Source organism: Kribbella ginsengisoli (assembly GCF_039537185.1).
Lineage (GTDB): Bacteria > Actinomycetota > Actinomycetes > Propionibacteriales > Kribbellaceae > Kribbella > Kribbella koreensis.
The window spans coordinates 991,544-1,004,371 of the sequence record NZ_BAABAA010000001.1; the positions used below are offsets into that span (position 1 = coordinate 991,544).

A 12,828-nucleotide genomic window follows, 5' to 3' on the forward strand; every position below is an offset into this window, starting at 1 on the left:
ACGCCCTCACTACACCTCCGCCGGGCCATTGGTTCCAGTTCCTACTGGCGGGGTTTGACTCGTTTGGTTGGGGGTGCCGTCAGGGGGTCTTCTGGCCAGGGGTGGCGGGGGTAGCGGGCTCGGAGGTCGGCGCGGACCTGGGGGTAGCCCTGGACCCAGAAGGACGCGAGGTCGCTGGTGATCGCGACCGGGCGTCTGGCGGGTGAGAGCAGATGCAGAACTACGGGGACGCGGCCGTCCGCGACAACCGGGGTTGTCGTCCAGCCGAAGACCTCTTGCAGTTTGACGGCGAGCACCGGCGGCTCGACGCCGTCGTACGCGAGCCGCACCTGGGACCCCGACGGCACCTGGATCCGCTCCGGCGCAAGCTCTCCGAAGCGGGTCGCAGCCGGCCAGGGCAGCAGCCTCTTGAGCCCCGACGCCACATCGAGCTGGGCAAGATCCTTTGCGCCCCGCACCGACGACAGCTCAAGCCAGTCGTCAAGGTTCGCCAGCAACGCCGCATCATCAACCGCCGGCCACGGTTCGCCAAGATGCGCATGACAGAACGCCAGCCGCTCCCGCAACGAAACCGCCGCCTCGGACCACCGCAGTACGCCGAGCCCGCTCTTCCTCAGCCCATCGCGAACAGCCGCCTGCACCAGCAACGGATCCGGCTTCGCCAACGGCACGTCGCTGAGCACAATCGCCCCCAGCGTCTCCACCCGCCGCGTCACCACCCGCCCGTCCTCCCACCGAATCACCTCACTGGAAGAAACCAGCTCCCCCGCGACCTCCCGAGCCGTCCCCTCATCAAGAGGCGCCGCCAGCCGAATCCGCGCATCCGCCTTGCCCGGCGCCCGATCCGCCACGGCGATCGCCAACCACCGAGTACTCCGCAACGGCGATTGAGGATCCAGCGCCGCCCCGGTACCACCCGACATCTGGTAGGACGCCGAATCCGCCTCCCGAGCCCGAGCAATCCGATCCGGATAAGCCAGCCCCACCACGATCCCGGCCGCCAGGTCATCACGTACCGCCGAAGGCCCGCCGATCGCCCGGCCTGCCGCCGACCGCCCGGCTGGTCCGGCCGCAATGCCACCAGCCGGTCGGGACCCGACTTCGGCAGCACTCCCCGCGGATTCTGTGCCGCGGCTCAGTCGTTTCACCTCTTCTCGCCAGCGCGAGGTGGCAGCTCGGTCGGTGCCTTGGCGGAGGGAGCGCCAGCGGGCGGGGAGGTCGTCGGTGAAGTCGCGGGCGGAATCGTCGGAGAGCATCGCGACGATCTCGCGAGCCCGTTCGGCGCCGACCCGCGACGTACCGTCCAGCAACGCGCGAGCCAACCGCGGATGCGCGCCGATCGCCGCCATCTGCCGCCCGCGCGAAGTGATCCGTCCGTTCTCATCGATCGCATCCAGCCGCCGCAACAGCTCGGTCGCCGCATTCATCGCCACCACCGGCGGCGCCTCCAGCAACCTCAGACCAGCGCCACCCGGCGCACCCCAAGCCGCAAGATCCAAAGCAAACCCGGCCAGATCAGCAGTGGCGATCTCCGGCGCGGGATGATCATCGAGATGCGAGTGATCGGTCGCCGACCAACACCGATAGACCCGCCCAGGCGCCTCCCGCCCGGCCCGCCCCGCCCGCTGATCCGCCGACGACTTCGAGACCCGGCAAGTCACCAACGCCCCCAACCCACGCGACTGATCCGTCCGCGGCTCCCGAGCCAGCCCCGAATCGACAACAACCCGAATCCCCGGCACCGTCAGCGAACTCTCCGCCACCGACGTGGTAACCACCACCCGCCGCCCAGCCCCCGGCGTCAACGCCCTCTCCTGCTCAGCCCGAGACTGCCGCCCGAACAACGGCAACACGTTCTGATCACCCAACCGGCGCACCACCCCGTTGATCTCGGCCTCCCCCGGCACGAACACGAGGATGTCCCCCTCGTTCTCACCCAACGCCCGCCGTACCACCGCCGCAACGTGATCCAGCAACCGCGGATCCACCCGCCCGCCAGGCAGAACCGGCACCGCCACCGGAGGCGGCACCCACTCCACCTCCACCCCGAACATCACCGCCGAAGCAGTAACCACCGACGCCGCGCCACCCAGGCCATCACCCAGTACGCCGCTCAGCCGCACCGTCTCCGCCGTCGCCGACGTCGCGACGATCGCCAGCTCCTCGCGCAGATTCGTCCGGACATCGACGCACAACGCCAGCAGCAGATCCGCATCAAGATGCCGCTCATGGCACTCGTCGATGACGATCGCGGCAACCCCAGGCAGGTCCGGATTCTGCTGCAACCGCCGTACCAGCAGCCCGGTCGTCACCACCTCCACCCTCAGGTCGCGACCACCACTACGCTCACCACGCATCGCATACCCGACTCGGCGCCCAAGCGGCTCACCCACCAGCATCGCCAACCGGCTGGCGGCAGCCCGCGTCGCCATCCTCCGAGGCTCGGCGACAACCACCACACCGTCCAGCGCATCGGCGAGCGCCAGCGGCAGCAACGACGTCTTCCCCGATCCGGGCGGCGCCACCAACACCGCAGTACCATGCCGGCGTACCGCCTCGACAGTCGCAGGCAGCACCGTACGGACAGGCAGGTCGGCCCCAGGCACCGACGGATCAGGCAGCAGCACACCGCCGACGCTAGCCGACCGCCTGCGCCCACCGACGGCCGAGCGCACCGGCGGGGCGTTAAGGTCGAACTCGTGCCTGAAGTCGATGCTTCCTTCCTGACCCTCCCCCGACACGAACTGGCCGATGCCGCGTTGCAGCGGGCCAAGGATCTGGGGGCCACCTTTGCCGAGTTCCGGTTGGAGCGGATCCGGTCCGAGTCGATCAACGTGCGGGACGGAGTCCTCGAGAGCGCTCGCGACGACGAGGATCTCGGCCTCGCCGTGCGGGTGATCCACGACGGGACCTGGGGTTTCGCCGCCGGCGTCGCGCTGACGATCGACGAGGCCGTCCGGGTCGCCGAGCAGGCCGTTCACCTGGCGCAGATCTCCCGCCCGATCAACTCCGAGCCGATCGAGCTGGCCGACGAGCCGATCTACGACGACGTCACCTGGACCTCGGCGTACGAGATCGACCCGTTGAGCCTTCCGCGGGCCGAGAAGGTCGCCCTGCTCGTTGACTGGAGCAACCGACTGCTCCAGCACGACGCCGTCACCCACGTGACCGCGCACGTCTCCTCCGTCAACGAGTGCAAGTTCTACGCGAACTCCGAAGGCACCTCCACCACGCAGCAGCGCGTCCGGATCGGCCCGAAGGTACGGGCGACGGCAGTGGACGCTGAGACCGGCCGGTTCGACACCATGGCCAGCTGCGCACCACCTGCCGGCCGCGGCTGGGAGTACATGACCGGTACCGGCTGGAACTGGGATGAGGAGCTCGCCCAGCTCCCCGGCTGGCTGGCCGACAAGATGAGCGCCCCGAGCGTCGAGGCCGGCACCTACGACCTAGTGATCGACCCGACCAACCTGTGGCTCACCATCCACGAGTCGATCGGCCATGCGACCGAGCTGGACCGCGCACTCGGCTACGAGGCCAACTACGCCGGTACGAGCTTCGCCACCCTCGACAAGCTGGGCAGCCTGAAGTACGGCTCCCCCGTCATGCAGGTCACCGGCGACCGTACCCAGGTGAACGGCCTGTCCACCGTCGGGTACGACGACGAGGGCGTGGCCGGCCAGCAGTGGGACCTGGTCAAGGACGGGGTCCTGGTCGGGTACCAGGTCGACCGCCGGATGGCGAAGGTCAACGAGGACGTACTGGGCACCGACCGCTCCAACGGCTGCGCGTACGCCGACTCCTCCGGGCACATCCCCATCCAGCGGATGGCCAACGTGTCCCTGCAGCCCGCTGTGGACGGCCCCTCGACCGAGGAGCTGATCAGCAGGGTCAAGAACGGCATCTACATCGTCGGCGACAAGTCCTGGTCGATCGACATGCAGCGGTACAACTTCCAGTTCACCGGTCAGCGGTTCTTCAAGATCACCGACGGCAAGCTGGACGGCCAGCTGCGCGATGTCGCCTACCAGGCCACCACGACCGAGTTCTGGGGCTCCATGGAGGCAGTGGGCGGCCCCGAGACGTATGTGCTCGGCGGCGCCCTCAACTGCGGCAAGGCCCAGCCCTCGCAGTCCGGCGCGGTCACCCACGGCTGCCCGTCCGCCTTGTTCCGCGACGTCCGCATTCTCAACACCACGCAGGAGGCCGGCCGGTGACGTCCCCGATTCAGCTCAGCCCGCAGGACACCATCGAGCGCGGCCTGCACCTCGCCGCAGCCGCAGGGGCATCGGGTTGCGTAGTACTGGTCTCTGAAACCTCCAGTGCCAACCTGCGCTGGGCCAACAACACGCTGACCACCAACGGCGTCATGCGCGGCTCCCGGGTCACCGTGATCGCCACTGTCGGCGCAGGCGAGGGCACTGCGGCCGGGGTAGTCGGGCGCTCGTCTGTTACCGACGTGAGCCTGCAGGACCTCGTCTCAGCCGCTGTCGCCGCTGCACGCGAGTCCAGCCCGGCCGAAGACGCCAGACCGCTAGTAGAGGGCACTGTCGGCGAGGGCTGGGGCGAGGAGCCCGACGAGACCTCCGTCAACGTGTACGCCGACTTCGCACCAGCACTCGGCGAGACCCTCGCCCGGGCCACCAAGGAGAGCCGCTGGCTCTACGGCTTCGCCGACCACGAGGTAGTCACCCTGTACGTCGGTTCGTCCACCGGACTCCGGTTGCGACAGAGCCTCCCCCGGGGATTCGTCTCGGCCACAGGCAAGTCAGGCGACCTGAGCCAGTCCGCCTGGGCCGGCGCAGCCACCCGCGACTTCCGCGACATCGACGCGCTCGCGATCGACGTCGAACTCACCCGCCGGCTCGGCTGGGCGACCCGTACCGTCTCCGTCGAGGCCGGCCGGCACCCGACCGTCCTTCCGCCCGCAGCGGTCGCCGACCTGACGACCTTTCTCTTCTGGGAGCTCGACGGCCGCGACGCCTACGAAGGCCGCAGCGTCTTCTCCAAGCCCTCCGGCGGCACCCGGCTCGGCGAGACGCTGTTCCCGCAGCCCGTCGCCCTGCACTCGGACCCTCAGCTGGCCGGGCTCGAGACGTTGCCGTTCGCAGTCGCCCGGGCGTCAGGCGGCTCATCGAGCGTCTTCGACAACGGACTGGCTCTCGGCCCAACCGATTGGATCCGCGGCGGCAAGCTCGAGAACCTGATGCAGAGCCGCTTCACCGCGGACCTCACGGGTGCACCCGCGGTCACCCCGGCGATCGAGAACTACGTGCTCTCCGTCGACGGCGCCTCCGGTAGTACCGAAGACCTCGTTGCCGGACTCGAACGCGGCCTGCTGGTCACGTCGCTGTGGTACATCCGCCCGGTCGACCAGCAGACGCTGCTGCTCACCGGCCTGACCCGCGACGGCGTCTACCTGGTGGAGAACGGCGAGGTGACCGGTGCCGTGAACAACTTCCGCTTCAACGAGAGCCCGGTCGACGTGCTCGCCCGCTTCACGGCGGCCGGTGCGACCGTACCGACCTTCTCCCGCGAGTGGGGCGACGACTTCTCCCGTACGGCGACCCCGCCGCTGCTGGTCCCCGACTTCAACATGTCCAGCGTCAGCCAGGCGTCCTGACCGAACGCCAGAGGCCCGGCACCCGTACTACGGGATGCCGGGCCTCTGTCTTGATCAGGCCTGCGGGGCCGGCGGGTAGCCCGGGTAACCCGGCTCGCCGCCGCCACCCGGTCCACCGAAGCGCTCGGCGGCCTTCGGGTCCGGACCGTACGCGTTGTCGCCCGCGTTGCCCTCCTGGATGGCGAAGACCAGGAAGACGATCCAGCCGACACAGGGAACGAGGTTGATCAGGATCCACCAGCCGCTCCGGCCGGTGTCGTGCAACCGGCGGACAGCAACGGCCAGCGAGGGCAGCAGCACGGCCAAGGAGTAGACGGTGCTCAGCACACCTTGGTTCGCGGAACCGTAGGTGGTGCCGATGATGCGGTCGATGAGGCTGATCACGATCGAGATGATCACGTTGAACAGCACGAACATCCAGTATTCCTTGCGGCGTGCCCGGCCGCTGAACTCGACGTACTTCTTGATGACATCTGTGTACCACTGCATGGGTGTTTCTCCGATGGTCGAATGTGAACGCGGACCGAGCCTGTCGGTACCCACTAGGTTCGTCAATGCAAGGTTTCGCTTCGGTGACCAGATCGCAACACGGCACGCCGTAGTTCGAGTCAACTTGAGATCAACGGAGCCGGTTTCGCCTGGGTGACCCGCCACAGCCGGCGGCCGTTCTCCTCGTACGGATCGGCGCCGCCGAGCTCCCAGCGGTCGGCCAGTTCGTGCACCAGGTCGAGGTCGAAGAACCGGCCGGCGAACCCGTCTTTTGCATACAGTCCGTCGCCGATCTCGGCGCACTTGCCGAAACGGCTGTCATCGGTCGACCACACGGTGTAAACGAAAAGCCCGCCAGGGCGTAGTACCCGGCGGATCTCGTTGACCAGGGTGCGGAGTTCGGTGCGCGAGAAAGCCATGTTCAGCAGGACATTCGCGTACACCGCGCCGACCGTCGCGTCGGCCGGTGGCAGCGGATCGCGGACGTCGTGCAACGCCGCCGTGACCCGGTCGTCCAGCCCTTCCCGCTGCGCGTCCAGCCGCAGCCGGTGCAGCGCCGACTCGCTGAAGTCGGTGGCATGCACGCTGAATCCCTGCCTGGCAAGGTAGAACGCGTCCCGCCCCTGCCCGGCGCCCAGCTCCAGCACGTCATCGATGCCCGCGGCACCGAACAACTTCGCCGTCCACCGCGCCGCCGCCGAGGCCCCCGCGCCATGAAGGCTCGGATGCTGCTCGTACGCTGCCTGCCATCGCTCTTGCTGAGCCCTCGCGAGCTCCACATACCCAGTCTTCATCTTGCTCCCCGTGTTCGCCTCGCCAGTCTTTTCCGAACCAGCAGACCCCAGCACCCTACGCGACGAAGTGAGTAGACGTACTCAAGCGCCCACGCGTTCCCCCTGGCGATAGTGAGGTGAACGATCGAGGAGGACGCCAGATGAACACCCACGCCACTGACATCCAGTGCCCCGTCTGCCACACCCAGCTCCGCCTGGACGTCCGGGTGGCCACGCCACCGCCGGTAGTACAGCCAAGCGCCTATCCCCCGATCTCCACCGCCCGGCCAGTACCTCCGCCACCGCCGGCAGTCCCGGCGCCTGTCCACAAACTCCCAGGTCAGCAAGGCCCTCTGCTCCCGCCACCCCCGCCGCCACCACTGCCGAAGCCGCGCCGGGCACCTCGCCCGCGCAGGCGATTGAGCCCGCAGGCAACGCTGCTCAGCCTCGGCGTACTCCTCCTGCTCGCCGCCGGCGTCACCTTCCTCGCCGTGACCTGGGACAGCCTCGCCGTCTCGGTCCAGGCCTCGATCATCGCCACTCTCGCCGCCATCTCCTTGACAGCTTCCGTCCCGGCCGCCCGCCACAAACTCGCCGGTACCGCCGAAGCGCTCGCCATCCTCGGCAGCGGCCTGCTCACCGTCGACCTGTACGGCGCCCGCGCGCTCGGCCTGATCGGCCCCGACACCATGGACGGCCTCACCTACTTCGGCCTGGCCGCAGCGGTAGTTGCCGTGACCAACCTCTTGATGTCACGCATCGCACCCAGCGCGATCACGTACGGTGTCGCCGCCGTCATCATCGGCCAACTCCCGCTGCCCTTCCTGCTGGCCGACCGCGTCGCACTGGCACCCTTCCTGCTCGGCCTGCTCATCCAGGTCGCGATCACTCTGTACTGGACGTCGAAGGGGACCAAGATCGTCCGCGTCACCGGCGCGATCTGCTCCGCCGTCGTCTTCTGGGGCCTGATGATCACCGGCTCTGTCCGCATCCTCATCAGCCTGGTCGCCCACCACTCACTCCAATCCCACCCAGACCTCAACGACTTCGTCGACGGCTCCGCGACCGCTCTCTCCCCAGTCCTCGCCACAACCGCCGTCATCTGCCTGTCCGCCTTGGTGGGCATCGTCCTACTCAGCAAGGTCCCGCTCCCTCGAGCCCTTCCACCAGCCCTCGGCGAATCAGCCTGTACTGCGGCTGCCGCGTTCGCCCTAGCCACGTGCCTTCCCCAGCTCCCCACCACCGGCCGCTGGCTCGACACCGCCCTGGCCGCAGCTCTCGCCCTAGCAGCCCTCCTGATGCCCACGCGGACCGGCGTACGGGTCACCATGCTCTGGGCCGCGGCAGCGGTTGTTGCCGCAGTCAACTTCTTCGTCTGCGCCGCCCTCGACGACCTCGTGCAACTCGGCCTCATCTCCACAACCGTCGCAGCACTGACTCTCGTCGCCACATGGCGCAACCGCCTGCAACCCGCACCCGCCGCGATCACCGCCAGCTTCGCCACCCAACTAGCGATCGTCCTGACCACCTACGACGGCCTCTTCACCCTCTGGACCGGAGCAATCCTCCTAGCCGTAACAGGCGCAATCTCAATCGCCACCGCCTGCCTCGTCCCCCACCAAAGCTCTCAATTGGAGCGCTCACTGCTCTGGCCCGCAACCTGCGCAGTCGCCATCGCAGAGTTCATCGCCCTGATCGACACCAGCCCCACCATCACCGGCATCGTCCTCACCATCGCCGCCGCCCCCTTAGTTGCCTACGGCACCCGCCCAGCCCGCCGCCAGGCCCTACTAATCGCCGGCGCCCTACTAACCTTCGCCAACACCGCTTTCATCCTGGGATCCGGCGCCACCACCCTCGAATGGTTCACCGTCCCCCCAGCCGCGGTATTCCTCGCCATCGGCATCTACGCCTACCGCACCCAACCCAGCTGGATCTACCTGGGCCCCGGCCTCCTGCTAGGCCTGGTCCCCTCAGCCCTAGTTGCCAACAGCAACAACGATTACCTCCGCACCACTCTCGTAGTAGCCGCCGCCGTAACGATCATCCTCATCGGCACCCGCTACTCCCTCCAGGCCCCCTTCATCATCGGCGCCACCGTCCTCCTCAAAATCGCCCTCTGGCAATTCCTCCAGGTAGCCCCCCTGATCCCCCGCTGGATCACGCTAGCCACCGCCGGCCTGATCCTCCTCACAGTCGGCGCCACCTACGAACGCCGCCTACAAAACGCCAAACAAGCCGCCCGCTGGCTATCCGCCCTGCGCTGAACCGTTCCATCGACCAAAGAACGTGCGCATACTGGAGAGTCCTGACGGTCGTGGGCACAGGAGGCGTATGGCGAACCCAGCTGACCTGCCGGAAACGCCCGAGAGCCAGGTCCTCACGCACACACTCCTGAAGCTCAGGATGCATGACGGGCTGGCTCTTGCACGGCTCCAACGAGACCGTCGCAACTCGGCGCCGGTTCTCAACCTTCCGGTCGTTGGTCAGTTCGCCGCCACCCACCACTTGGAGCTACCAGAAGCCGCCCTCGAAGTCTTCAGGCGGTATGTCGGCAACCTCCCGACCGCCACTCACCGCATCGTTGCAGACGCCACACTTGCTCTCTGCCTGTACTCCGACGTGTACCGCGCAGCCGACGTCCCCGAGCGAGCCATCCGAGACCTCGAATCCGACACCCTAGGTCGCCGCCGTGCCGCGCTCCTGCGCGAATGGCAACGATTACACACAGCCTTGAACGAACCCGCCGGCCTCCCCCCGTCAGACCGCACCCTCCGCGAAACAGTCGAACGACGAGTACTCAGCCAGCTCGCCTATCACCTCACTACCTCTGCAGAGGAGGCGGCCGACAGTCCCTCTACCCAGGAACGGCGGTCACGACGAGTGCTGGTGGTCGGAGGTGCGGTGATGGACGCCATCTTCCGCACCAGGCGAATCCCCGGACACGAAACGTCAGGCCGGGCTCATGACTTCTCCCTGACTCCAGGCGGCAAGGGTCTCACCCAGGCAGTGGCCGCGGCCCGTCTCGGCCTCGACGTCGCCTTGATCGCAGCGATCGCGGACGACCAGTTCGGCGATCAGATTGTCGCCCACCTCGAGACCGAAAAGGTCGACGTCTCGCTGATCAAGCGAGTGACCAACGCGCGTACCCCGTTCACCGGCGTCTTCGAACAAGGTCAAGGTGACAGCATCGCCCTGATCTGGCGCAACGAAGCCGAGATCAGCCTCGACGTACCGGACATCGACAACCTCAAAGAGCACCTGACCAACTGCGACGCACTCCTGCTCACGTTCGAGATCCCCCGCGAAACCCTCCAGCAAGCGCTCGCTTTGGCCCACGCCGACCCGGACTCCAGACCATTGACCATCGTCACCCCTGGCCAGCCCTACCTCGAAGAGGAACTTTCCCGCCCCGCCCTCCACTCGATCGACTACATGGTGGCCCACGCCTGGGAGCTCGAGAAGTACGAGCCAGCCGACATGACCCGCTACGACCCCGACCGAGTCGGCAAAATCCTCCTCTCCCGAGGCGTCGAAACCCTCTGCTTCCTGGGCAACGGCGGCGGCTCCATCTACTCCCACAGCGAATCCATGCCAGGCACCCTCCGCCTCCCCACCCTCTCCTCGCTCTACAAGGAGTCCTCAGCAGCCCGGGACGCCTTCTGCGCAGCCCTCACAGCCCAACTCCTCGACCACAACCGAACCCTCACCCCCACCATCGCCAGATGGGCCACCGCCGCCATGGCCACCGCAGCCGAAGCCTTCGCCAAACCCACCTCCCTCCCCAACCGCAACGAGATCGAACAACGTCTGCGCACCCTGCCCAGCTAGGCCGACAAAAGTATCCGTTGGGTCACGACCATGGCCGATCTGCCAATTGGCAGCCAAGGTCCCCCGATTGGCAGGCCTTGGCGGGCGGCAACCCCGTTTTGCCTCGCCTTCAACGCGCCGACTGGCGGTTCGAAGCCGCCGGCAGCACCAATAGTGACGATTGATTCCGCAATTGCGATAAGGCCAACTGGTAGTGCGGCAACAGATGACGGAAATGCTCAGGGCCCCGCATCCCGCCAACCACACCAAGACCCACCACGCACGGAAACGAGGGATCATAATGCCTCTCAAAGACGCACTGGTGTTGGTACTGATGATGCTGACGGCCACCTTGGTGGTCCAGCACTGGCGGACGGTCCTACAGATCCTCCTTGTCCTAGCGATGACAGGCACCTGCTACATGCTCCTCAACATCGCCGAGGTATTGCAGAGTTAACGCACGGGGGTTCGTTCCGGATATGGCGCGAACCCCCGCAGATCCCAGTGTCGCAAATTCCTGATACCAGTTGTAATGTTCATCGCAATACCTGTCAGCGCCACCAGCCTGGAAGCGGATCCGATGGCCATTCACCGTCACGATTGGCAGCCTCCGAGTGCACTGGTTCTGACCCACGTATTGGAAAAGCTGCGAGGGCGCGACGGACTGACGCCCGCTCGGCTGCAGGACGAACGCGGCCAGGCCTTCGCGCCTCTGCTCCATCTGCACTCCGTCCAGCGTTACGCCAACGTCCGCAAGGTCGACCTGTCCGAAGCCGCCCACGGCGTGGTTTCTCAGTGCGTTCTCGAGACCATCGACGGCACTCATCGGATCGTCGCTGACGCGATCCTCGCGCTGGGGTTGTTCTCGGGGCATTACCTCGCCCACGGTGTCGACGACCGCATCGTTCAGGCTCTTCACGCCGGCTCGCTAGGCGTCCGCAGAAGTACGCTGCTGGCCAACTGGGCGCGACTGCACGACTCGTTGGGCCTGCCCGCCAGTGAAGCCCCCAGCGACCGTGCTCTGCGCGGCACGACGGAGAGCGAAGTACTCCGGGAACTGGCACGGCAGTTGATCCGCCGCGAAGTAAACTCGGTTGGATCCCGCAATGCCGTCGTGTCGCCCTCCGATGACGCGGCAGCCAACCCCGAGCCGAAAGGACGCGTGATCGTCGTCGGCGGCGCGGTCATGGACGCGACCTTCCGCACCAAGTCGCTCCCCCAGAGCGAGACCTCGAGCGAGGCCTACGGATTCGATCTCTCACCCGGTGGCAAAGGCGTGTCGCAGGCCGTGGCAGCCGCTCGCCTGGGCCTGGAGGTCTCCCTGATCGCCGCCGTGGCCGACGACCGTTTCGGCCAGGAGATCATCCATTATCTGCACGACGAAGGCGTCAACACCTCGTTGCTGAAGATCGCCCGCCAGGCGCGAACGCCGTTCACCGGCGTCATCGAAATGGAGCTCGGCGACAGCATCGCGGTGAACTGGCGAAATTCGACGGAGATCAGACTCGAGATTCGCGATGTGGAGCGGCTCTCCCAGGAGCTGACCGACTGCGACGCGGTCCTGGTGACGTTCGAGATTCCCCGGGAAACAGTGCAACGGACCCTTGAACTGGTCCACACCGCCGACCACGATCGTCCACTGGTCATCGTCACTCCGGGGCAGCCCTATCCGGAGGACGACATCTCCCGGCATTCGCTGGCCCATATCGACTACATGGTGGCCCACGCCTGGGAACTCGGTCGCTATTCACCACCCGGCCAGGAAAGATTCGACCCGGATCCGGTGGCGCGCCACCTGCTCGCCTACGGCGTCGAAACCCTCTGCATCCCCGGGAACGGCGGTTGCACGATCTACTCGGACACCGACCTCCAGACCTTCAGCGTCCCCAGCTTCCCCTCGATCTACAAGGAGTCGTCCGCCGCCCGCGACGCCTTCTGCGCGGCCCTCGCCGCCCAGCTGATCGACAACGACGGCATCTTCACCGAACAGCAAGCCATGTGGGCAACAGCCGCAATGGCCTGCGCCACCGCCGACTTCCCCCTCTCCAACTCGATGCCCGACCGCCGCCGAGTCGAATCCCTCCTCAGCCGCTCCCGCTTCACTCTCAGGCCACAACCGGGCAACTGAGACGA

9 protein-coding genes are annotated in these 12,828 nt (G+C 67.0%); 6 read left to right on the top strand and 3 right to left on the bottom strand.

Annotated features, from left to right (window positions below):
* Positions 1-41 precede the first annotated feature (41 nt).
* Complete coding sequence (gene hrpB / locus ABD768_RS04365) at positions 42-2,627, bottom strand: ATP-dependent helicase HrpB (protein WP_344837578.1); 2,586 nt, start codon at positions 2,625-2,627, stop codon at positions 42-44.
* A 72-nt stretch (positions 2,628-2,699) separates the two neighbouring features.
* On the opposite strand from hrpB, the gene ABD768_RS04370 reads away from it, so the two are divergent.
* Complete coding sequence (locus ABD768_RS04370; RefSeq protein WP_344837581.1) at positions 2,700-4,217, top strand: TldD/PmbA family protein; 1,518 nt, start codon at positions 2,700-2,702, stop codon at positions 4,215-4,217.
* On the top strand, positions 4,214-5,623 hold the full coding sequence (locus ABD768_RS04375; protein WP_343978139.1) for a metallopeptidase TldD-related protein: 1,410 nt from the start codon (positions 4,214-4,216) through the stop codon (positions 5,621-5,623). Before ABD768_RS04370 ends, ABD768_RS04375 begins: the two co-directional genes overlap by 4 nt.
* Positions 5,624-5,677: 54 nt before the next feature.
* Here the strand turns inward: ABD768_RS04375 and ABD768_RS04380 are convergent, their stop codons facing one another.
* Complete coding sequence (locus ABD768_RS04380) at positions 5,678-6,112, bottom strand: DUF805 domain-containing protein (RefSeq protein ID WP_344837584.1); 435 nt, start codon at positions 6,110-6,112, stop codon at positions 5,678-5,680.
* 119 nt (positions 6,113-6,231) lie between these two features.
* On the bottom strand, positions 6,232-6,906 hold the full coding sequence (locus tag ABD768_RS04385) for a class I SAM-dependent methyltransferase (protein ID WP_344837587.1): 675 nt from the start codon (positions 6,904-6,906) through the stop codon (positions 6,232-6,234).
* A 398-nt stretch (positions 6,907-7,304) separates the two neighbouring features.
* Between ABD768_RS04385 and ABD768_RS04390 the strand changes: the two genes are divergently transcribed.
* The 4 genes from ABD768_RS04390 (at position 7,305) to ABD768_RS04405 (ending at position 12,823) form a co-directional block, all read left to right on the top strand.
* Positions 7,305-9,152, top strand: a complete 1,848-nt coding sequence (locus ABD768_RS04390) for an SCO7613 C-terminal domain-containing membrane protein (RefSeq protein ID WP_344837589.1) — start codon at positions 7,305-7,307, stop codon at positions 9,150-9,152.
* 67 nt (positions 9,153-9,219) lie between these two features.
* Positions 9,220-10,716 carry a PfkB family carbohydrate kinase gene (locus tag ABD768_RS04395; protein WP_344837592.1) on the top strand — a complete coding sequence of 499 codons (1,497 nt, stop codon included), beginning with the start codon at positions 9,220-9,222 and terminating at the stop codon, positions 10,714-10,716.
* Between the two features lie 280 nt (positions 10,717-10,996).
* Positions 10,997-11,152, top strand: coding sequence for a hypothetical protein (locus tag ABD768_RS04400; RefSeq protein WP_344837595.1), 156 nt, complete (start codon positions 10,997-10,999; stop codon positions 11,150-11,152).
* Between the two features lie 180 nt (positions 11,153-11,332).
* Positions 11,333-12,823, top strand: a complete 1,491-nt coding sequence (locus tag ABD768_RS04405) for a PfkB family carbohydrate kinase (protein ID WP_344837598.1) — start codon at positions 11,333-11,335, stop codon at positions 12,821-12,823.
* Positions 12,824-12,828 lie beyond the last annotated feature (5 nt).